Consider the following 22,739-nt stretch of genomic DNA (forward strand, 5'->3'; position numbering starts at 1 on the left):
TTTATTTGTCGTCATTTATTTAATTAAATGGGCTTTGAAGCTTACAGCTAGGTGCGATAACTTTTTCCCTTTAAGACTCAGAATATGTCAACTAGTTTTTTAAGGATGGCTAGTTTTTTATTGCTGAAGTGCTTATCAGTAAACTACTGCTTTCAATGTATTGATCTGTAAAGGAATGGGCATGAATCATTCATCAACCTTAATGCATGGTGGCAAGATCTTAGCTAACGCCTTGGTTCGTCAAGGCGTTGAATTCGCTTTTGGTGTTCCTGGCGAAAGCTTTTTGCCTCTTCTTGACGGTCTGGTTGATCACGATTCCAAACTACGCTTTATTACCTGCCGCCAAGAAGGTGGTGCCAGCTATATGGCTGAAGCCTACGCCAAACTAACTGGAAAGCCAGGTGTTTTGATGGTTACACGTGGCCCTGGAGCTGCAAATGCTTTGATTGGAGTGCATACAGCCTATCAAGATTCAACTCCCATGGTGTTACTGATCGGACAAGTGGGTACCGACATGGTAGGTCGGGAAGCCTTTCAAGAAATGGACTACCGCAAGGTGTACTCTGAGTGTGCCAAGTGGGTGGGCAGCATTGATCGTGCAGATCGTATCGATGAATACATCTCCCATGCATTTCATCTTGCCCAATCTGGACGCAAGGGACCCGTGGTGTTGGCTCTACCAGAGGATGTTTTGTTTGCCCAAGCCCATGAACACCCTAGCCCTAAAGCTCAAATTATTAGTCCCGGATTAGACCAAGCCTTATTTAGCGAAGCCATGCAGGCTCTAGCTAAGGCCAAACGAGGCATGATCCTTGCAGGCGGCGGCTCATGGACCAAAGATGCGTGCGATGCATTAAAACATTGGGCAAATCGGGAAGGAGTGCCCGTAGCGACAAGTTTTCGTTCTCAAGATCTGATTGATAATCACGATCCTTGCTTTGCAGGAGATCTGGGTATTGCAGCTAATCCAGCCCTAGTGAAACGAGTTCAAGAGGCGGATGTCCTACTTGTTATTGGTGAGCGTTTAGGCGAAATGACCACTGGTGGCTACACCATTCTTAGTGTTCCAAAACCGGCATTAACACTCATTCATGTTTTACCCAGTCCCGATGAACTGGGTCGGGTTTATGCAGCCGACTATGCCCTAGCATGTTCGCCAGAGGCATTTTGCTTCGCATTAGCAAACGTAACTATGGGTAAGCAGCATAATCCCGAACGCATGCATGCTGCACACAAGGACTACCTTGCTTTTAGTCAGCCTAACTCCATTCCAGGGGATGTCCAACTATCAGAGATCGTTGCTAAGCTAGCGAATGAATTACCCCGTAACGCGATACTGACGAATGGAGCGGGTAATTTTGCCGCCTGGCTCCATCGCTTCTACCCCTATGGTGGTTTTAAAACCCAATTAGCTCCAGCCAATGGCTCCATGGGTTATGGCTTGCCAGCAGCAATTGCCGCAAAATTGGTTGATCCTCAACGGGTGGTGGTGGCCTTTTGTGGTGACGGCGACTTTATGATGAATTGCCAAGAGTTGGCAACGGCGCTTCGGTATCAAGCCCAACCGATTGTCTTAATTATCAACAATGGGATGTACGGCACCATTCGAATGCACCAAGAGCGAGAGTTTAAGAGTCGAGTGTCCGGTACTGAATTAACAAATCCTGACTTTGTACGATTTGCAGAGAGTTTTTCAATGCCCGGTTATCGGGTTGAACGAACCGAGCAGTTTGCTTCTGCTCTACAGGCAGCTCTTAATAGTTCAAAAGGTGCCATGATTGAAATCGTCATCGACCCAGAAGCAATTAGTCCGAGTAAGCGCCTTTCTGAACTCGGGCGCTCTTCCTAATCGACTTTTGCTCCAGACTCTTTAACTACTCGGGTCCACTTTGCAATCTCACTCTTAATGAAATTAGCAAATTGCTCAGGAGTATTGCCCACGGGTTCAGCCCCCATGGCTGCGTATTTCTCCCGCACTGCCGGACTATTAATTGCACGCACCGCTTCGGTGTTGATTAAGCGCACTAAATCGGGAGGCGTATTTGCTGGCACCAAAATTCCAAACCATGAAGTAGCCTCATAACCGGGAAGGTTGGCAGCTTCAGCCACGGTGGGCAAATCGGGCAATGCTGGTGAGCGCTTAGCACTTGTGACAGCCAAAGCTTTTAAGCGTCCAGCTTTAATGAAATTGATAGCCGATGGAATGTTATCGAACATGATGTCCACATTGCCTGCAATCAAATCCGCAACTGCTGGAGGACTACCTCGATACGGTAAATGAACCATATAGGTTTTAGTCATTGACTTAAATAGCTCACCAGCCATATGAATCGAGGTGCCATTTCCGCTGGATGCCATATTCACCTTACCGGGATTGGCACGCGCGTAGCGAATCAAATCATTCACACTATTTATATTGTTACGCTTGGCCCAATCTGGATTGACCACCAAGACGTTCCCAAACTCTGCCACCAATGTAACCGGTGCAAAATCTTTAATTGGATCAAACGGTAATCTCCCACCGCCTTGGGTATACAAGGGCTGGTTAATTCCGTGGGTACCCACCGAGCCCATCAACCAGGTGTAGCCATCAGCTGGAGCTTTAGCAACCAATTCAGCGCCGATATTTGCTCCAGCGCCTGGTTTATTGTCAATCACAATATTCCATTTAACCAAAACCCCCAACTCCGCAGCTAAAGGTCGGGCAATATTATCCGTTGCCCCACCGGGAGGAAATGGGATTACATAACGAATCGGTTTATTTGGAAACTGACTTTGTGCATGAACACCACCAAGACCAAAGCTTGCAAGAAAAATTAATGGCAAGACTAGTCGTAATAATTGGCCAGGCGAACGAAAATTAGTAAGTGTTGCCCTTTGCATCGTATTCCCCTTTTAAAAACCGCGTTATCAATTGACGCATTATTTTTAGAGCCAGCAGCTAAAGCCACCTATATTGGCTTTAATACCTATATTAAAGACAAGCATCAAAATAATGCTCAGGATAAATCCTAATAGCCTCCAATAAAACAGCTAAATTCATGGTTTAGCAAAGCATAATTACCTACAATTACCGATTAACTAGACCAATTACCAACAATCATGACAAATCCCGTGATTATCTCCGTCGCAATTACCGGCTCAGTACCCAGAAAGAAAGATTAGCCGGCTGGCTAGTTGCCACAGCGCAAGAAGCCAGAGAGATATTGGGGTTGCATCAAGTTAAAGAATGATTACAGGGTCTGATCTTTGATCGAGTTTTGTAAAACCCCTATCCGTTCAATCTCGATTTCACAAACATCACCTGGCTTCATAAAAACAGGTGGTGTTCTGGCATATCCGACGCCGGCGGGAGTTCCTGTAATCACCACGTCCCCGGGCTCCAAGGTCATGCATTCCGTAATCAGTTGAATCGTCTCGGCAACACCCCATAAGAAATCTTTGGTATTGGCATTTTGCATAAGATTGCCATTTAAGCGTGACTGAATTTGCAAACCATGCGCCCCGCTAGGCAACTCATCTGGGGTCACAAGCCATGGACCAAAAGCCCCAGTCTGATCAAAGTTCTTGCCAATCGTCCATTGACTTGTTTTGCGTTGATAGTCTCTGAGACTGCCATCATTGAAAATACTATAGCCAGCGACGCAATCAAGGGCGTTTTCCTTGGTTAAGTTACGCGCTTTCTTTCCTACAATAAATGCAAGCTCTGCTTCGTAGTCTAATTTGTCAGAAACGCTAGGCCGAATAATCGGAGCCAAATGGGCAGTGAGTGAGGATGGGCCGCGCATAAAAAAACTGGGGTACTCAGGCCGAGCGTTACCGCCCTCCTTGGCATGATCCGCGTAATTCAGACCCAAACACACGATTTTTCCAGGCTGATCAATTAAAACATCGAACTTAACTTCAGAAAAATTATGAATGATTGCATTAGGATTAGATAAAGCTTGCTTGGCCATCGAAAAGTGAGGGTCGATTTCAATCAGCGCTCTCAACTTATTTGGAATGCTTGGGTCGGTGGCGCATAAATCAATAAATTCTTGTGATGACTTATCACGCAATAGCCCGATTTTGGGTTGCATGCTCTGGTCGCGGTAACTAAATAGTCTCATGCTGACTCTCTAAAATATTCTTTCTTTGATTAACTGATTGAGCGCACTGGGATTTATTAAACCCCAGTGCAGTTTTCATAGCGAATCAATAATATAAATATTTTCAGTCGAGCTTAATTTTTGCCTTATCAATTACGATTTTCCAGCGAGCAATATCAGAGTTATATAACTCAGTGAATTGTTGTGTATTCATTGGGGCAATTTGAACTCCAGCCTTAATAAACCGCTCTTTAAGCTCTGGGGTATCCAATATTTTCAGAATGACGTTATTTAAAGTAGCAATAATCTCTTTTGAGGTACCTGCTGGGACAAACATTCCCTGCCATAAAGCCATCTCATAGCCCTTAACGCCCGCTTCTTGCATTGTGACTAACTCTGGTGCCCCGCTAAAACGATTTTTGCTAGTTACCGCAAGAGCTCGAACTTTATCCCCTTTGTATAAAGGTAAGCCAACAGGCATTCCAGCAAAGTAAAAATCAATTTGCCCTCCTAAAACATCGGTTGCCGCTGGAGATCCACCCTTGTATGGAATATGAATTGCTTGCAGTCCAGTTGTGGCTAAAAATAACTCACCCGCCATATGGTCAGAATTACCAATGCCTGATGATGCAAAACTTAACTTACCAGGATTTGCCTTAAGCATTGCAATTAAATCCGAAACATTTCTAGCCTTAGAGTTGTTATTAACAATCAAAATATGTGGCGTAGCGGCGACACCAACAACTGGAATCAAATCTTTTTGTCCATTAAAAGGTAATTTCGGATTTGCAGCCACGTTGATCGCCAATCCATTTTGAGCAAATAAAACGGTGTAGCCGTCAGGTGAACTTTTAGCAACTGCATCCGCGGCAAGACTACCAGCAGCGCCACCACGATTCTCAACAACAACAGGTTGTTTTAGGGCGATACTAAGGTCATTTGCAATAATTCTTCCAACAATATCTGTAGAGCTTCCTGGAGCATAACCAATCATCATCTTAATTGGCTTATCAGGATAGGCAGCAAATACAGAAGAAATCATGAATGGCGCTAAGAATGCCGCCCAAGTTAATTGCTTAATAAAACTCATTTTTATTACTTGCATTACTGTCTCCTTGTTGATATTTATTTATAGATATAAGGGTACTACACCGCATTCGCGTGCGCAATTATTTAAGGTATCAAGCAATTCTTGCGACATAGGAATGCCGTTTTGCCTACGCTCTTTAGCTAATTGATCGGCACCTTCGCCAGGTATGTGAATATCTTGAACACCGGGCAATCTACTGGAATTTTTAATATCTTTTACAACTTTCTTAACTCGCATAATAAATTCCTTGGGATCCCCAAAAGCACTAGGGTCAACAGCAATGATTGCCTGGCCTGTATTGGTAATGAGGTCATGGTGCATATTGAAATCAATGGTTTCTTTACCTACAGCAGCATTATTTAAGCTACCTGCCAATAAACTGATCATCAAAGCCAATCCGTAACCCTTGTGCCCTCCAATTGGTAAAAGCGATCCTTCAGATGCTCTCGCTGGATCAATTAAGGGGCTTCCCTTTTTATCGATCATCCAACCCTCAGGAATCATTTCACCTTTTTGAGCAGCTAACTTCACTTTTCCATAAGCGGCTACCGTAGTTGCGATATCCAATAAGACAATTGGTTGATCACCCGCCGGAACCGCAATCGCTATTGGATTCGTTGAAAGTAATAAATCAATACCTCCCCATGGCGCCATATGATTGGCATTACCAACGGCCATGTAAATACCAATTAAACCTGACTCAGCAATTTTCCTAACATATACGGATGCTGCTCCAGAGTGATTTCCAAAATGACTTCCAACCCAACAAACACCAAATTGCTTAGATTTTATGATTGCTGTTTCTACTGCTTTAGCCATCACTAAATGCCCTAGGGCGTTATCTCCATGAATTAATGTAATTGCACCCTGTTCACGTTCATATCGAATGTTTGGGTGCAAATTAATACCGCCCGCTCGAATTCGTTTTATATACGCAGGAAGCCGAAAGATGCCGTGGCCATCAGCGCCAGCCAAATCGGATTGGATCATCAAATTAGCAACAATAACAGCGTCAGACTTAGGCACCCCCACTGCACTCAAGGTATTCGCAATAAAATCTTCTGCTACGCCAACTGATAAATAATATTTGCTCATAAATTTAATAATTAGATGCGCTTTTAAATTCCATGCTGTATGTATACCGATCCTCTGGATGATAGGTAATGGTAATTTCAAACAATTGATCTCTGCTATCGTAATAACGACGAATGATGACTAAACAAGGATCTCCAGACTTTACTTTTAAGTGCTTTGCAATGATGGGTCCTGCTTTTGAAGCATACACATCGACTTCTGCTCGATCAATTTTTGTACCAAATTTTTTTTCAATTTGTTCAAATACCATCGATTGAGAGTGATCTGGTTCGCCACTCAACTGAGAAAACTGAGGAAGAATATAAATATCCGTCCAGGCAATAATTTGCTCCGAACCTTCTTGCTTACGTATACCTCCGATGTGATACCAAGAAGATCCCGCTGGCGCACCCACAAGCCTACTGATTGAGTCGTTTATCTCCACATACTCCTCAATCAAATTCGTTCTATAGGTATCTCGGGGATAACGCAATATATCTGCAGGCGAATTAAAATTTTGCGAGAACTTTCTGGGTTTTTGACGGGATATGACTTGTGCCTGAGCGCCCTGTCGTCGCAGAATTAAGCCGGCTACCTCAAGAACTTGTAATGCATGGCGCAGAGTATGTCTGCTGGCTTTATAGGACCTACAAAGACTTGCCTCAGAAGGTAATAAAGACCCAACAGACCAAAAACCACTTTGAATACGCTCTTCAAGCTTGTTTGCTAAAGCCTGATACAGCGGCTCACGGTTTTTCAAATCAACTCAACCCAAACATTTTCTTACCAGCAACTGGAAGACGAGCTTTCAAAATATCACCCGATAAGGACTCTGTTATATAAAGATCTTTACCATCGGGCCCACCAAAACATAAGTTTGCAAGATGATGATGGTGTGGGTTCTCTGAGTAAATTAAATGGGTAGGCAACATATTGTTATCAAAACGCCAAATTCCAATACCCAGATGACAAACTAGCAGACCATTCTCAGAATCCATTTCAATACCATCTGGTCCAGCTACGCCACCTGTTAACTGAACAGCAACCCCCGTCTTAGAAACAGAGCCATCAGCCATCAGGGGTAAGCGCCATATTTGTTGCGAACGGGTTGCCGCAACAAAGACATGTTTTTCTTGAGTATTCAGGGTAATGCCATTAGGACTTGGAACATTCAGTGCCAAACGATCGAGTTGACCATTTGCACGGAGACGAAATACCCTACCAGTAGGATCAGCAATTCCTGTTTGGCCTTGGTCTGTAAAGTATAAATCTCCATTAGCAGCAAAATGAAGGTCATTTAAACCCTTAAATGCTTCGCTATACATTGAGCCTAAGATTGTTTCCAATTTGCCTGTCTTGGTATCCAAAGATAAGAGGCCCATTTTGTAATCACAAATGAAGGCACGTCCATCTTTGTGGAATTTCAAGCCATTTGGCCAGCCATCGTATTGAGTAATTAATTCCCAATCGCCTTTCGGAGAAATTCTAAAAATTCTTCCAAAAGGAATATCAACAAACCAAAGATTTCCTTCACGATCAAAGGATGGACCCTCTAAAAAACACTCCACCTCAGCATTTTGACGATTTGGATCAGACCAGCCGGTACGAGCTTTTTTTCTAAATTTATCCGGCATCGACATAAAGACTTCGGTCTTTATTTTCTCTACTGGCTGAAAGGGGTTATGCATCGTCATTATTGGGCTCCTAATTCAAGTTATACGGATAAGTATTTATATACGAGTTCCATGGAATTGCAAATTAAACCATATTTAATGTTAATCTTCTAAGAATTGATGTTTATTTTTTCTCTTTAAGTAATAACTTATCCGTATAAGTTTGGATCATTATGAAAAATGTTGTGATCATTGGTACCGGCACCATGGCCGCAGGAATTGCGGCAGGCTTTATTTCTCAAAGTGTTCCCATTGCAATATTGGGTCGGTGCAAAGAAAAATCGGCCGCCTGTCTAAAAAAAGCAATCCTACTTTCAAAAAAAATTGGTATCAACGGAGCAAATGCCAATAAAAATGATGCTGAATTAGAGATTAGTCAAAGCCATGGTGAGCTTAGCTCATGGCAAGAATGGGATCAATCCCAATGGGTCATTGAAACGGTTGCAGAAGATATGTCTCTTAAAAGGGAAATATTTAATGAACTTGATAAAAAAGTTCCACCCCATATCCCAATTGGTAGTAATAGCTCTGGTTTTCCCATCAGCAAGATTGCTGATGGTCTAAAAACCGCAAATCGTATGCTTGGAGCCCACTACTTTATGCCTGCAGAAGTTGTACCGTTGGTAGAAATTGTGCTCGGTGAAAAAACAGATATCCGTTTTGCCGAAGATATATGTAATCTCTATCGACAGATCCAAAAGAAACCGGTATTAGTTAAAAAAGATATTCCCGGTTTCCTTGCAAATCGTATTCAACACGCATTAATGCGTGAAGCCCTATCCTTAGTTGAGGCTGGCATTGCCACACCAGAAGATATCGATGATGCCGTTCGTTATAGCTTTGGTTTTCGATATGCAGCAGTTGGCCCAATGACTCAAAAAGAAATTTCTGGATGGGACGGAATGGCAAATGCGGCTAGAGAAATTTATCCTTCTCTATCAAATATCACCACGCTCCCTTCGCAATTAGAGAAACTCATGCAAAGTGGCAAAACTGGAATGAAAGCAGGTGAAGGATTTAGAAAATGGACGCCTGAAGAAATAGAAAAAACAACTGAGGCCTACTCTAAAAGGTTGAAGGCAGCATTTGATGTGCTTAGCATTCAATAGATGGAAGCGACCTTATCAGGCATTCTCTTAAAACAGCGATGTCAGGCTCTACACCCAACCCTACAGATTCAAGTTGCCTATATTCAAGATGACCATTTTTTGCGCGCAATGGTGAATCACATACGTCAAATTTTAAGTATTGATTTGACATGCTAAATCCCCAACACAACTCATTGATAGCAAATCCCAATGCTGCTGTAGCAGCTGCGCTGACAGATGTTTCGGCCACTTTACAGGCAAGGTTAATTTTCAAACCATGCTTTTCTAATAAATTAGAACAATCTAATGCGCCTAAAAGGCCTCCGGTTTTAATTAATTTCAGACTAGCTCCATCTAAAACGCCCGCAGCTATGAAACGATCTAACTCGTCAATTCCGTGGATTGATTCGTCAAGCCCAATTGGTATTGGGGACCGATTCTTCAGTTCAAGAAAGTTGCTGAGTGGTAAATTCGAAGGAATTAACTGTTCTGCAAATGAAAGCTGCCTTACCTTTGGGGATGTGCAAAAACGAATGGCGTCCTCCAATTCCATCGCTCCATTAGCGTCTACCGAAACAGTGTCTGACTTTAGAAGATTGCATAAAGTCTCAACTCGATTTAGATCATCATCAACCGGTAGTAAGCCGACTTTGACTTTCCAATACCGATATCCCTCGTCATGGAGTCTTTTCGCATCTGTGATTTCTTTATCCATTGACCCGCCAAGCATTCGAAGCAAAGGTAACGGTTTGGGAACTGATGCCTCAGCAAAACCCCGTTTCTTGCGCAAATACCGCCAAAGTGGCATCCCTTTTTCTTGGGCATACAAATCTAATAAGGCCATTTCGACACAAGATTTAGCAGAGCTATTTGCGTATAACAACTTTCCGAGTTGTTGGCCATACTTATCTGGGTTATCCCAAGTAAGGTCTTTAATATTACTGGCTAAATATTTAATGTTGGCCGATAAGCTTTCTATCGTTTCACCAGTCATCAACGGTGCAGCGGAAGCCTCTCCCCAACCGGTTTTCCCAAATTTATCTTTTAGCTCCAGAAGAACAGTATTTGCAAAACAAACTGTTTCACCAGACATTTTGATAGGCTCAATGAGTGGTATTGAGAGGGGGTAAATTTGGGCGTGAACTATTTTCATTGAAGTGGCACAATTAAATAACTATCTATTATGAATAACAATAATGATTAGGAGAATATAAATGCGTAAAGTAATACTAGCAATATCACTTATTGGCTTGATTATTTCTTTCAATGGTCAAGCACAATCCTATCCAAACCAACCGATTCGATTAGTTATTCCTTTTGCAGCTGGCGGACCATCGGATGTGCTGGCAAGAGGCTTTAGTCAAAAACTTGGGGAATCCCTAGGGCAACCTATTATTATCGATAACAAACCAGGCGCAGGCACTAATCTTGCGGCTGAGTTTGTAGCTAAATCAAAAGCGGATGGCTACACTATTTTTCTAATGATGGTCGGTACCCAGGCCATTAATGAAACGTTGTATAAAAAGTTATCCTACAACACGATTAAGGATTTTTCCCCAATATCGTTAGTCGCATCCTCTTCACTAATGTTAGTAGCAAATCCGTCTGTCCCTGTAAAAAATGTTGCTGATTTAATAGCATACTCAAAGGCCAATCCCGGAAAAATAAATTTTGGCTCATCTGGAACTGGCACCCCACTGCACTTAGGAGGGGAGCTATTTAATGTACAGGCTGGCACTACCCTGAATCATGTTCCCTACAAAGGTGCAGCACCAGCTTTGACAGATGTGTTGGGCGGACAAATTCAAACTGCAATGGTTGGCACCCCGGCAGCCCTACCCTTTGTAAAGACAGGCAAACTAACTGCAATTGGAGTAACCAGCCCTAAACGCTCAAGCAATGCTCCTGAAATCCCAGCAATTGCTGAAACACTACCTAAATTTGAAGTTGAGCTTGTTTATGCAATGGTTGCTCCTACAGGAACCCCAAAAGATATTATTAATAAGCTCAATTCCCAGTTGGTTAGTGTCTTAAATAACCCCGAAATTAAGTCGCAATTAAATTCAAAAGGCTTTGACGTAATTACAAGCTCACCTGAACAATTGGGTGAATACATTAAATCAGAAATAAGTAAATGGGCTCCCATTGTGAAAAAGTCTGGTGCAACTGCCGATTAGAGCTTACTTAATAATCCTAACAATATGATTGAAATCTCAGAAAAAAAAGTTATTGGTCCAATTATTCGTCTTCATCCAAACGATAATATTGTGGTGGCTCGGATGGATGTCGCTATCGGCACGCCCGTTCCGAGCGAGAACATCTCTATCCGTAGTCAAGTACCTGCAGGCTATAAGATTGCAGCGAAAAAGATTGCTGCAGGTGAGCCAATACTCAAGTACAACGTCATTGTTGGATTTGCTAATACAGATATTGAGCCTGGTGCAATGGTACACAGCCACAACACAGAGTTTCGTGAATTTGATCGTGACTATGCCTATGCAAGCGAATACAAGGCAACCCAATTTCTGCCCGAAAGCCAAAGAGCTACTTTTCAGGGAATAGTCCGCGAAGATGGTAAGGTAGGAACCCGAAATTACATTGGGATTCTCTCAACCGTTAACTGCTCTGCAACCGTAGTTAAAAAAATTGCTGAATATTTCACTCCTGAACGTCTTGCGCCCTATCCTAATGTTGACGGTGTAGTTGCCTTTGCGCATTCAATTGGGTGCGGTATGGAAATGACCGGTGAGCCAATGCAACTACTTCGCAGAACCATGGCGGGTTATGCAAAACATCCCAATTTAGCAGCTGCTCTGATCATCGGGCTTGGCTGTGAACGCAATCAACTCAAAGGCCTCCTTGAGCAAGAAGGGCTTCAGCCGAATTCCAGATTGCATACTTTTATTATGCAAGAAACGGGGGGCACTCGTAAGACTATCGAGGCCGGAATTGCTGCAGTTAAGGAATTACTTTCCGATGCAAATCGATTTAAACGAACTACTGTTTCTGCAAGCCATCTGATGGTTGGGCTCCAATGTGGGGGCTCTGATGGATTTTCTTCTATTACTGCAAATCCAGCTTTAGGAGCAGCGGTTGATATCCTTTCTCGACATGGTGGCACAGGAATTCTTTCTGAGACTCCTGAAATTTATGGTGTTGAACATACCCTCACCCGCCGAGCTGTTAGCAAAGATGTCGGGGAGAAACTAATTGAAAGGATCCGCTGGTGGAAAGATGAGTATTCCGTGAATCGCGATGTCCAAATTAATGGCAAAGTGAGTCCCGGTAATCAAATAGGTGGGCTTGCGAATATCTTTGAGAAATCGCTTGGCTCATCCATGAAGGGCGGTACCGGCCCACTAATGAATGTCTACCGCTATGCTGAGCCCGTTGAAAGCAAAGGTTTTGTTTTTATGGATACCCCTGGATTTGATCCCGTCTCTGCCACAGGGCAAATCGCTGGGGGAGCCAACCTAATTGCTTTTACAACAGGTCGCGGTTCGATGTTTGGTTCGAAACCAGCACCGTGTATCAAACTGGCCACCAATACACCAATGTTTCAACGTCTCACAGAAGACATGGATATTAATTGCGGTGAGATATTAGATGGCACAATTTCAGTTCAGGAAATGGGACAAAAAATCTTTGAGCTTTTTTTGCGAATCGCCTCTGGGGAAAAATCCAAGAGCGAAGAATTAGGGCTGGGTGATTACGAATTTGTCCCATGGCAAATCGGCATTATGAGCTGAGCTGCATACTCTTTATAGCCTGCCCAGCAGGAATAGCTTCACCGATACTTCGTGTTTAAAACTGGGATCTGCGACATAGAGAGGTTTGCTAAGGCGGATACTTGAACGCTATCTTATTCTGGTTTAATGTTCGCCATTTTCACTACAGCGCCCCACTTTGCCGACTCTGATTTAATTAGCGCTGCAAATTCTGCTGGAGTACCTCCGCCGATTTCATTACCTTGTGCGAGCATTTGCTCACGTATCTGCGGATCCTTTAAGGCTTGATTGGCTGCTGCATTTAAGGCTTGAATGATCTCTGTAGGGGTACCCTTTGGCGCTATGAGTCCTTGCCAATTTAAGACCTCCACTTTTGGATAGCCAAGCTCAAGGAATGTGGGTACATTGGGTAGTAATGGCGAGCGTACTTTACTGGTAATCGCTAAGGGTCGTAACTTGTTCCCTTTAATACCGGGCATGGCGGAATACATTTGGTCAAACATCATTGTCACATTGCTGGCCATGAGATCCATCAAAGCTGCTGAACCGCTTTTATAAGGCACATGAATCAAATCAATACCGGTATTGATCTTAAATAATTCTGCCGATAACTGATGGCTACCTCCAATTCCCCCCGACGAGAAGGTCAAGGATCCAGGCTTTGCCTTAGCGGTTTTAATAATATCTTGTACTGATTTGTATGGCGAGCTTGGATTTACAACCAATACCAAAGGACCCCTTTCGATTAATACGATGGGGACTAAATCGCTCTCTGGGTCGTAGCGTAAATTACCAAAGAGGGTTTTATTAACAGCTAATGGTGCAAAATTTCCCATCCCGATGGTGTATCCATCCGGGGCTGCACGCGCAATCATTTCAGTACCTATATTACCGCCTGCTCCAGGCTTGTTTTCAACAACGATGGGTTGTTTGAGTAATGCACTCATCTTTTGAGCAATTTGCCGACTACGGGCATCTGCGCCGCCCCCTGCTCCATAGGGGACAATAAACATAATCGGTTTATTGGGGTAATTGGTCTGAGCCAGCACCGTACTCGTGTGGAACAAAAATGCCCACAGACCAACACTGATAAGCAATAAGGTCGAAGCGAACTTTTTCATTCTTTAGATCAATCATCCCGCATGTTGGCCCGTTGGACAATTGGAGCAAGGCGATTTCTCTCGTCATTAAGAAAGTTTACAAAACTTGCTCGAGATCCTGGGGTTGGCTCGATACCTTGCGGCACCAAGCGTTTTTGCACCTCACTCGACTTCAGAGCTGCTTCGACTGCCTTATTCATTTTGTCGAGGATCTCGTTGGGAGTTCCCTTCGGGGCAAAAAGACCAGCCCAATGCCCAATCAAGATTTGAGGGTAACCCTCCTCTTTCGTAGTTGGCACATTTGGAAGTGCCTCAATGCGCTTATTCCAAGTCGAAGCAATTGCTCGCAGCTTTCCTCCCTGAATCTGTGGAATCGTGACTGCGCTTGATTCCGATGTTGCATCAACCTGATTAGAAAGTACTGCTACTTTGGCCTCTGAGCCACTCTTATACGGAATGATGTCGTATTTGCCACCCGCATTAACCTTGAGCATTTCAGCAACAAAATGCGGGGTGCTACCAGTGCCTGCTGTTGAAAACTGAATTCCCTTAGCATCTTTGGCTCGGGCAATTAAATCACGAAGATTTTTAATCGTTGAGTCTGGGGGTACCACGATGATCGATGGGCTCACAGCCAGAAGCGCCACGGGAACCAGATCCCCCTCCTTATAAGGCATCGATTTTTTAATCATGGGATTGGTAATGATTCCACCCGCACTCACAAAAAATGTGTAGCCATCAGAAGGGCTCTTTGCCACAAAATCTGCTCCTAGCACGGATCCAGCGCCAGGCTTATTTTCAACGATGACTGGTTGCCCAAGCTGCTTAGAAACGCCCTCAGCAACTATGCGAGCCACAATATCATTTGCGCCCCCGGGACCAAAACCAACTACAAACTTAATTGTGCGTTTAGGCCATTGGTCTGTTTGACCAAAGGCTGGATTTAATAGAAAAATACTAGAAATGATGATGCTGATAAGGTGAAGAAATTTCATTGTGGATAACGCTATTTATAGAAAATTAAGAATTGATTGATTCATTCTGGATCACTTAGTGGGAAGTTTTCTGCCAAATACTGTACCGATCACTGTTATTTAATTTACCGCACAAACGATTCAATCATCTGATTAAATACTCATATAGCCATATCGTAAGTTTGTCCTACCGTCACCAAACTGGTCGTAATGGGATTTAGCCATACTTACCGCATCACCAATTAATGATTTTTGTTTCTCGGATGAATAGTGGTAAATGCGCGCTGAGTTTTTGCCGAATATTGCTTGCTTAACCTCGCTATTCGGGCCACCAAGCGGCATAAATCCATATCTCTTTTGCATGTCCTCTGGAATTTCAAGTCTGCGCATTGCTTCGATTTGCCATTGGGGTGAGCCTGTCCAAATTGCGTCGGTACCCCAAACAACATGATCTGAGCCCAAGCCCTGGATTAATTGGCCAAGCATGGCGGCGCAAAGGCGAGGTTCAGCAATGGTACTTTGTGCAAAAATTTGTCCAAGATCGCCGTAGACATTCTTGACTCCATATTTTTTTGGAATTTCAGATAAATCAGTAACCCAATCAATGCGGCCGGTTCTTGTAAATTGCTCCCACCCTAAATTCCAAGTCCCGCCTGTGTATCGAAATGCAGAGTGATAAATCACAAAATTTAAGTTTGGCCAATCTTTAGCTGCTTTAGCAACATCACGAACATCTGCATACTCTAGAAGATGGGGATATTGTGCTGTGACGGATGGAGGATATAAGCCCTTGTGTACGCAAACATTCGCAAGGCTTGGGGTCGTCTTGCTCCATTTGGTCAGTTTTTCATAAAAAGGATAAAGTAATTTTTCATCGTCTAATCGCCACGGATGTTTAGATAGATGTTTATTAGTGTTATCTCCAATCGTGTAGCCTTTGAATGAATCAGGCTTTAAATTTTCATAATCACTTTCTACCTTATCAAGCCAGCCAGCTGTGCCTGGCATAAAAATAGCATGTGAGAACATGCGTTTTGAGCCACTCTCTCGGTTAATTGTTTGTCTTGCCTGAGCTTTCATTGCATTGGTAAGAAACCAATCGCGCGGATCCTCAGACCCCGATCCAGAAATAAGCGCAACTTTGGTATCGCTATCTAGATATATTTCTTTAAAGTAGTTGGCAAACTTTAAATCATCTAAAGATTGGGGCTTATCGATTAAGGCGGGATTCCATGAAGCCTTACCGACAGCCTCTCGTGATCGCACAAAACCTTCCAAACGAGTGTCATCCCGTAAAAAATGAGTGTGCATATCCATAATGAACTGGTCTTTTAGTTGACTAGCTCGCTCGTTTGCCATTTCCGGCGTTGAAGCCTCGGCCATACTGACTGCATACAAGGGCCCAAACGTCTCATTCATTGCCACAAAGGCAGCTGCCATACCTGCGGCACCCTGAAAGAAACGTCGTCTTGATTGGCCCTGTTTTTTTGCTAGCTCAAGTCCAAGTCGCTGTACACGTTTTTCAAATTCTTTTTGTTTCTCAGTTTGCCGACCAGGGAAAAACTCATCGCTCGATATCGCTCGAGTTGGAATTGGTGAGCGTACTTTTTCTTCTTCAGCAGGTACTAATCTTGCAATTTCATCAGGAGAGAGCATTTAAACCTCCACGAACTTATACCTCTTATTTGAATTATTCTCTCACATACCAAGGTCTACAATTGCTCCAGTTAATGTTTGGTCATTTACCCTGTAGATGGATCAAACTCTAGGGTTAGTGTATCGGCAGATGTTTGTCGGGAAAACCAACAATTTCAAGCATCCTTTATTGAAATGCTTATTGACCAACAGAAATAAAGGAGTAGTATTTCTAATACTAGGCAATACATCCACATGGAGGTGTTTGATGAACAAACATAATGCAACATCAATCGGTTCCTTAATTGCCCTTGCAGGTTTTATCTCCTGCATACCAGCGGTTACGCATGCAAACCCTGACCCCAATGCGATGGTTAATCAGTTTGAGGCAACCAATGGCAAGTTCGATGGATTTCGTCGCTCAGGTGCTAAAGGCATTTGTGCCACTGGGGAATTTATCGGTAGCGCGGAAGGCCGCAAAATCTCCACTGCCTCCGCCTTTAATGGCAAACCCATTCCAGTAATCGTGCGCTTTTCAGTGGGCGGCGCAAATCCCAAGGCAGCCGATAACACTAAAAGTCAGCGTAATTTAGCGTTGCAATTTAACCTTCCCAAAAACGAAGTGTGGCAGATGGGCAATATTTCTGCGCCAGTCTTCGGATCCGCCACACCAGAACAACTGATGGGTCGACTGCAGTCATTACAGCCCGACCCCACAACAAAGGCTGCTGATCCGGCAAAAGTGAAGGCCTTTGCCGATGCGAATCCGGAGGTCCTGATCCAAGGCAAATACTTTGCCTCTCAAGCTGTACCGGCAAGTTATGTTGCCACCAATTACTGGGGGGTGCATGGCTATGGATTCTCTAATGCAAAAAAAGAGAAGGTTTGGGGTAAGTATGTCTTTGAACCAGTTGGCGGTGTACAAACCTTGACCGACGAAGAGGCAAAAGCAAAAGGCCCTAACTTCTTATTTGATGATTTACGTCAGCGAGTAATGGCTGGAAATGCCGCATTTAACTTCAACCTTGAAATTGCGCAAGCAGGTGACATACTCACTAACGCGACAGTTCCTCTACCTGAGGGGCGCAAGAAGATTACCTTGGGTGTTCTAAAGATTGTGGCTGTAGCACCCGATGGCACTGGTCCATGTTTAAACATTACCTTTGATCCCAATATCATGCCAGCTGGTGTAGAGGGTGCGGCTGACCCCATGTTGCGAGCTCGAACAGCCCCTTATGCAGTCTCACTAGGTCGACGGATTGTCGAAGGTTCAAAACAATAATTTATTTTAGTTGGATCTGGCCTGCCCAGCAGGGGTCTAAACTGCAAGCTGCGGCGAAGACTCTTTAAGTTATTTTATTCAAACGGAATAATTAACTGTTCTTTTTGGAGTGGCGAACAATGTATTCCCAAGTTTCTTTCTGAAACTCGGTAGCATGCTTCGTATCGGAAAGATAGCGAGCCAAACGCTCCTGATCAACGCTGATTGCCAATTGCTGGAGTTGGGCTACCAGGATCTTAAATTGCTCACCAGCGGCCTCTGGATGCTTGGAAAGGTAGTTCAGATCCAAGTGATTGTGATGGCGGTGGCTATCGTGATGACTATGCGAACCATGCGAATCATGGTGCTCGGTATGGGGGGTAAGCCCCAGCTCAACCCTGGCCTTTTCCAATAGTCGATCGACCTCGGCTTTAGACAGATGTAAGCGCTTAGCCTCTGCATCAATTATTGACCGTTCCTCCGGCGATATCTTGCCATCCCCAAGCATTTCGTAGAGCTCTTGCTTCATGGTCTCCCGCTCAATGCGCAATTGATCACTAAATGCCGAAGATAAGATCGCTGCAGGAATGGCAAAGATTCCGATACCAAGTAGTGCCAAAACAATGGTAATCGCCCTGCCAGCAGGGGTTACTGGGGATATATCGCCATACCCAACACTGGCCAAGGTAATGACCGCCCAGTAAATAGATTGCGGAATATTTTCAAATTTGTCGGGCTGCGCCTCATGTTCAAATAGATAGCCTAAGCAAGCAGCGAGCATCACCAACATCAGCATGATAAAAATAGCAGCCTTCATGACTGGCCACTCGCGCTGAATCACTAAAAATAAAGATTTTGTAGCATCGGAGTAGCGGCCGAGTTTCATGAGACGTAGGAGTCGAAATACCCGCAAAAAGCGCAGATCAAAAAGATGATCGATTAAGCTTTCTAGGAAGAACGGAGCGATCGCCAAAATATCAATGACGCTCGATGGCTGTCTAGCAAATTTCAAGCGACCTGATAGCCAGTGCTGATAGGCCGGATTCTCAACGCAGCTGTATAGCCGCATGATGAGCTCCGTAGAAAAGATAGCAACCGCAATCGTATCGAGAATGATAAATTCGACATGCAGGTAATAGTTGATCGAATCAACCGACTCCAAAATAACCGCGGTCACTGAAATCAATACCCAACTGACAATAAAGAAATCAAATATTTCATGCAACTTGCCGCTATCCGGGGTTTCATTGCAAATGGCATAGATTTTCTGCCGTAGCGTCTTGTGACGATTAATGGCTAAAAATTCAAGTAAAGCAGGATAAAAGGCCCGGAGTAATTTAAATAAACGCAATAAGCGCAAAGCGCGAAGCGCACGTAGATCGATATTGAAAAAAGCCGCCAAATAAAAAGGCAAAATAGCTAAAAGATCGATAATTGCAAAAGGACTTCGAATAAAGCGAAGTCGTGAGAATCTGCCCTTAAACTCTGGATCCTCTGGTGCCACGTAAAGACGCAGTAAATACTCCAAGGTAAAAAATCCAACTGAAACAATATCAAACAGATGGAAATAGACTTCACGTGTTTGATAAATAATCGGGATCGTCTCAAAAAACAAAGCAATCAAATTAAGAATAATGACTGCGATAACAGCTCTCTCAAAAAGACGAGCGTAACCATCTGAGTTTTCTCGATTGATAAACAGCTCATAGAGAAGTTTTCGGACCGTGGCTTGGGTCATAGCTTCGCGTCTCCGAATTTGATTAATCGAAAACCACGGTCACAAACGTTGACTCTAAATTCAGTTCCACTGACCAGAGCATCCGATTCTTTAATTTCGGAGAGCACGGGTGCACCTGTTGGGCCTGAAGTCAAATGCAAAAATACTAGTGCTCCCTTGGATTGGACATGCTCGCGATCGCATTTTTTGGTCCAAATCAAACCATCTTTCATAAAATGATTGCGAAAATCTGAAAATTTTCCAGTGGGGCCAAATAATGCGCTAAGGCAATCCCCCCAGGTATTAGCAATGAAATTTGGTTTTTTTAAATCCGCCTCGCTCGCGGGGGTGCACGCTTTAGGGTCGATGCTTTCGCCAGACTCAATTTTTTCATCAATCTGATTGGCCCAGACCATCACCACTTCACCATTTTTTCGGGCTTGCTCAAGCTTATCACCCTGAATAAAAATGTCTCGTCCTAAATAACAGACAGTAATGAGATTAATAATCAATAGCGCAATAAATACATAGTCCGCACCTACCAGTGGGGGGCTATTAAGTTGAGCGCCATGAGAGTTCATGATCAATCTTTTGTATTAGTATTTATTATTATCTACTATACTAAAAATTGATCTTCATCTAGAACTATTTAATTCATGTTCATTCAAACAATCTTGCAAACGATTCTAAGGCGCAAGAAGAATGCTGCTTCGACGCAAAATGGGCCGTCGACCAAAAAACCATCTCCTTTGGTTCAGCGGGTCTTGTCTGAGATGAAGAAACACAGTCAAACCAAAGAAAAAATGCAGGCTACACCGCCGGGTTCAAATCCAAAAGATCCGCAGTAATTACCTTATGTCTGTCCGGCCCACCAGGGGTTGAAGCTACCACCTACGGCTTAAAAGAGCCGGTAAATCTGAAGACTTTGTTGCTCAACAATGACTTATACACCGCCTGATTTCTGCTCTTCAAAACATGGGTGGATATAGCGATGGGTGGGGTCCCCAGTTGAATTACTGGTATCTGCAAGTGTTTGCGGAGAACACTGACAATTCTTAGTCCTAATTTTTTGGGGAGACTAGTGACTGCCTCTTCTTTAAAGAGGCATTGATTTTGTTACCGCCTGACAGTAAGCCCTAAAAACTAGCGGCTAACTACTTCAAAAATCGCTACTGTAAAGCAACACAAAATTAGGAACAGTGTGGCAAAGTCCTTAGCAGTCATAAGCACCTTCTCAATAAAGATTACTTACTACTGCCACTAAATGTACGGTATTTTGCTTCCTTGGGGTCAATCTGTTGTATTTTTACCAAGAGCTTTTCAGAATTTAGACTTATCAACACTCTCGCAAACTTCTGCAAGTTCACCCCGGATATCTTAAAAGGCTGCCTGCCACCGCTTACAAGGGGCTGGCAAATCTGCGGAACACAATGCTCAACAATGACTTACAGTGGGCAGGTTTTGAGTGTTCGTCAAAACAATGGTCGTCGTGACATTGGGTAGCTTCCGCTTTCAGGTTTATGGTCTCTACAGGCACGCATCGACTAAGATCGTGAGATGGAACTTAGCGCAATCCATCTAATCCTTGGTCTTTTAGGAATTGGTGCTGGTTTGTTAGGGGGTGTGATTGGCTTTGGCACCACCATTATTCTCATGCCACCCTTAGTCTATTTGCATGGATCGCTGTTAACCATCCCCATCATTGCAATTACGGCGACCATTGCTAATCTGGCTAGGGTTTTCATTTGGTGGCGCAGTATTGATTGGAAAGTATGCGCCGTCTATGCTGCTAGCGCCATTCCTGCCGTTATTTTGGGCGCCAATACGTTGATCTTGCTCAATCCCCGGGCGATTGAGATTGTGCTGGGCCTATTTTTACTATTCCTTATTCCAATCCGTCGTTGGATGCGCCGCCAAGAGATCGTAGTTAGCCTGTGGCACATGGCCTTAGTTGGTGCTGGGATTGGCTATTTAACAGGCATCGTTGCAACAACAGGGGCGATTAATACCCCCTTCTTTTTGGCTTATGGATTAACCAAAGGCGCCTATCTGGGTAGCGAGGCAGCCAGCTCGCTTTCCATCTTCATTACCAAAGGCGTGGTGTTTCATGAACTGGGAGTAATTGATCGGGTGGCTATCCTGGAGGGACTCTTTCTTGGGGTCTGTGTCTTTATAGGGTCACTACTATCCAAACGAATTGTTCTAAAAATGCGTGAGGAGCAATTTATCCAGATGATGGAATGGGTGATTGCCATTTCGGGGATTGCAATTTTGATGATGAGTATGATTCACCAATGAGTGGTTTTGTCTTTTCCTGCATCTTAGGCGCTGCGCTCATGCACGCACTTTGGAATATATTACTCAAGTCGGCAGCGGATAAAAACCTAGAAACCGCGGTAGCAAACTTTGCCACTGCAATCCTAGCCCTTCCCTTGCTGGTGATATATGGACTTCCTGATCCCCAAACCTTTCCATACATCGCTTTATCAATCGCCCTTCATTTAATTTATTTCTACTTGGTCGCATCCGCATATCGGTTCGGGGACTTGAATCTCGCTTACCCCATCATGCGCGGTGCGGCCCCACTTCTGACTCTCTTATTTGGGTATGTGTTTTTACGTGAACAGGTATCCGATGGAGTAATTGCTGGTATTTTTCTGGTCTCAGCCGGAGTCATCCTCTTAGGTTTGCGCAAAACCACCTCCTCAGCCCATCATTTAAAAGCCCTGCTCTTTGCTCTTGGCAATGCCTTAGTCATTGCCCTCTACACCATTGTTGATGGGCATGGGGTGCGGCTTAGTAATAATGCGTGGTCTTATGTGAGCCTATTAATGTTTTCGCATGGCTGTGTTTTTCTGTCATTAGTCCTTTGGCAACGTCATCGTCAGCAATCGCTACCGGAGAGCTTTAGCTATATCAAATCCCGTCTCATGTACCCCTTAATCGGTGGGACTTGTATTATTGGTTCCTATTCGATTGCACTTTGGGCAATGACCCAAGCCCCCATCTCCTTAGTTGCAGCAGTTCGGGAAACATCCGTTTTATTTGCATTTCTATTTGGAACTCTCTATTTAAAAGAGTCGCCATACCCTCAGCGAATGATTGGTGCGCTGGGAATATGTCTAGGTTTAGTCTTGATACGAATTTACTAACTCTTAGTTCAGAGCATAAGAAAATCAACTATTACTGATTTTTTATTTGATTAGAAGTTGCCACCCACGGCCGAGAAGGGCAAACCAATCTACGAAACACAATATTCAACAATGGGTTATCTAGCCCTGATTCGGTGTCCGTCAAAACACCGGTGGTCG

General features: G+C 43.8%; 20 protein-coding genes. 8 read left to right on the top strand and 12 right to left on the bottom strand.

Annotated elements, in window-relative coordinates:
• Positions 1 to 181 precede the first annotated feature (181 nt).
• A complete protein-coding gene (locus QUE65_RS06235; protein ID WP_286280104.1) occupies positions 182 to 1,849 on the top strand; it encodes a thiamine pyrophosphate-binding protein in 1,668 nt (555 codons plus the stop codon).
• On the opposite strand, the gene QUE65_RS06240 is transcribed toward QUE65_RS06235, so the two are convergent.
• The 6 genes from QUE65_RS06240 to QUE65_RS06265 form a co-directional block, all read right to left on the bottom strand.
• Positions 1,846 to 2,883 carry a tripartite tricarboxylate transporter substrate binding protein gene (locus tag QUE65_RS06240; RefSeq protein WP_286280106.1) on the bottom strand — a complete coding sequence of 346 codons (1,038 nt, stop codon included), beginning with the start codon at positions 2,881 to 2,883 and terminating at the stop codon, positions 1,846 to 1,848. The genes QUE65_RS06235 and QUE65_RS06240 overlap by 4 nt on opposite strands.
• A 350-nt stretch (positions 2,884 to 3,233) precedes the next feature.
• Positions 3,234 to 4,109 (bottom strand): fumarylacetoacetate hydrolase family protein, encoded by an 876-nt coding sequence (locus QUE65_RS06245; protein WP_286280108.1) that lies wholly within the window; start codon positions 4,107 to 4,109, stop codon positions 3,234 to 3,236.
• 103 nt (positions 4,110 to 4,212) lie between these two features.
• A complete protein-coding gene (locus QUE65_RS06250; protein WP_286280110.1) occupies positions 4,213 to 5,193 on the bottom strand; it encodes a Bug family tripartite tricarboxylate transporter substrate binding protein in 981 nt (326 codons plus the stop codon).
• A gap of 24 nt (positions 5,194 to 5,217) precedes the next feature.
• A complete protein-coding gene (locus QUE65_RS06255; RefSeq protein WP_286280111.1) occupies positions 5,218 to 6,354 on the bottom strand; it encodes an Ldh family oxidoreductase in 1,137 nt (378 codons plus the stop codon).
• Positions 6,278 to 7,012, bottom strand: a complete 735-nt coding sequence (locus QUE65_RS06260) for a GntR family transcriptional regulator (protein WP_286280112.1) — start codon at positions 7,010 to 7,012, stop codon at positions 6,278 to 6,280. The genes QUE65_RS06255 and QUE65_RS06260 overlap by 77 nt, the downstream gene beginning before the upstream one ends.
• Position 7,013: 1 nt before the next feature.
• A complete protein-coding gene (locus tag QUE65_RS06265; RefSeq protein WP_286280113.1) occupies positions 7,014 to 7,946 on the bottom strand; it encodes an SMP-30/gluconolactonase/LRE family protein in 933 nt (310 codons plus the stop codon).
• Positions 7,947 to 8,098: 152 nt separating this feature from the next.
• Here QUE65_RS06265 and QUE65_RS06270 point away from each other — a divergent pair, with 152 nt between their 5' ends.
• A complete protein-coding gene (locus tag QUE65_RS06270) occupies positions 8,099 to 9,034 on the top strand; it encodes a 3-hydroxyacyl-CoA dehydrogenase NAD-binding domain-containing protein (RefSeq protein WP_286280114.1) in 936 nt (311 codons plus the stop codon).
• Here the strand turns inward: QUE65_RS06270 and QUE65_RS06275 are convergent.
• Entirely contained in the window at positions 9,021 to 10,166 is a 1,146-nt protein-coding gene (locus tag QUE65_RS06275; RefSeq protein WP_286280115.1) for a mandelate racemase/muconate lactonizing enzyme family protein, read from the bottom strand. The genes QUE65_RS06270 and QUE65_RS06275 overlap by 14 nt on opposite strands.
• 61 nt (positions 10,167 to 10,227) lie before the next feature.
• Between QUE65_RS06275 and QUE65_RS06280 the strand changes: the two genes are divergently transcribed.
• Positions 10,228 to 11,190 (top strand): Bug family tripartite tricarboxylate transporter substrate binding protein, encoded by a 963-nt coding sequence (locus QUE65_RS06280; protein WP_286280116.1) that lies wholly within the window; start codon positions 10,228 to 10,230, stop codon positions 11,188 to 11,190.
• Positions 11,191 to 11,214: 24 nt separating this feature from the next.
• Positions 11,215 to 12,762 carry a UxaA family hydrolase gene (locus QUE65_RS06285; protein ID WP_286280117.1) on the top strand — a complete coding sequence of 516 codons (1,548 nt, stop codon included), beginning with the start codon at positions 11,215 to 11,217 and terminating at the stop codon, positions 12,760 to 12,762.
• Positions 12,763 to 12,875: 113 nt separating this feature from the next.
• Here QUE65_RS06285 and QUE65_RS06290 read toward each other — a convergent pair whose 3' ends face one another.
• The 3 genes from QUE65_RS06290 to QUE65_RS06300 form a co-directional block, all read right to left on the bottom strand.
• The gene (locus tag QUE65_RS06290; RefSeq protein WP_286280118.1) at positions 12,876 to 13,862 is read right to left on the bottom strand and encodes a Bug family tripartite tricarboxylate transporter substrate binding protein; all 987 of its coding nucleotides are present in this window, start codon (positions 13,860 to 13,862) and stop codon (positions 12,876 to 12,878) included.
• Positions 13,863 to 13,870: 8 nt separating this feature from the next.
• Positions 13,871 to 14,836 (bottom strand): Bug family tripartite tricarboxylate transporter substrate binding protein, encoded by a 966-nt coding sequence (locus QUE65_RS06295; RefSeq protein ID WP_286280119.1) that lies wholly within the window; start codon positions 14,834 to 14,836, stop codon positions 13,871 to 13,873.
• Positions 14,837 to 14,968: 132 nt separating this feature from the next.
• Positions 14,969 to 16,471: an amidohydrolase family protein gene (locus QUE65_RS06300; protein WP_286280120.1), complete on the bottom strand. Its 1,503-nt coding sequence runs from the start codon at positions 16,469 to 16,471 to the stop codon at positions 14,969 to 14,971.
• 247 nt (positions 16,472 to 16,718) lie between these two features.
• On the opposite strand from QUE65_RS06300, the gene QUE65_RS06305 reads away from it, so the two are divergent.
• Entirely contained in the window at positions 16,719 to 17,732 is a 1,014-nt protein-coding gene (locus QUE65_RS06305; protein WP_286280121.1) for a catalase family peroxidase, read from the top strand.
• Positions 17,733 to 17,823: 91 nt separating this feature from the next.
• Here QUE65_RS06305 and QUE65_RS06310 read toward each other — a convergent pair whose 3' ends face one another.
• Together QUE65_RS06310 and QUE65_RS06315 are read right to left on the bottom strand one after the other, a co-directional pair.
• Positions 17,824 to 19,449, bottom strand: coding sequence for an ion transporter (locus QUE65_RS06310; RefSeq protein ID WP_286280122.1), 1,626 nt, complete (start codon positions 19,447 to 19,449; stop codon positions 17,824 to 17,826).
• Positions 19,446 to 20,009 (bottom strand): hypothetical protein, encoded by a 564-nt coding sequence (locus QUE65_RS06315; protein ID WP_286280123.1) that lies wholly within the window; start codon positions 20,007 to 20,009, stop codon positions 19,446 to 19,448. The genes QUE65_RS06310 and QUE65_RS06315 overlap by 4 nt, the downstream gene beginning before the upstream one ends.
• A gap of 75 nt (positions 20,010 to 20,084) precedes the next feature.
• Here QUE65_RS06315 and QUE65_RS06320 point away from each other — a divergent pair, with 75 nt between their 5' ends.
• From QUE65_RS06320 to QUE65_RS06330, 3 genes are all read left to right on the top strand, one after another.
• Positions 20,085 to 20,276 (top strand): hypothetical protein, encoded by a 192-nt coding sequence (locus QUE65_RS06320; protein ID WP_286280124.1) that lies wholly within the window; start codon positions 20,085 to 20,087, stop codon positions 20,274 to 20,276.
• Positions 20,277 to 20,985: 709 nt separating this feature from the next.
• Positions 20,986 to 21,726 carry a sulfite exporter TauE/SafE family protein gene (locus QUE65_RS06325; protein ID WP_286280125.1) on the top strand — a complete coding sequence of 247 codons (741 nt, stop codon included), beginning with the start codon at positions 20,986 to 20,988 and terminating at the stop codon, positions 21,724 to 21,726.
• A complete protein-coding gene (locus tag QUE65_RS06330; RefSeq protein WP_286280126.1) occupies positions 21,723 to 22,580 on the top strand; it encodes an EamA family transporter in 858 nt (285 codons plus the stop codon). The genes QUE65_RS06325 and QUE65_RS06330 overlap by 4 nt, the downstream gene beginning before the upstream one ends.
• The last annotated feature ends 159 nt before the right edge of the window (positions 22,581 to 22,739 follow it).

Origin of the sequence: Polynucleobacter sp. HIN8 (assembly GCF_030297615.1) — a bacterium.
Lineage (GTDB): Bacteria > Pseudomonadota > Gammaproteobacteria > Burkholderiales > Burkholderiaceae > Polynucleobacter.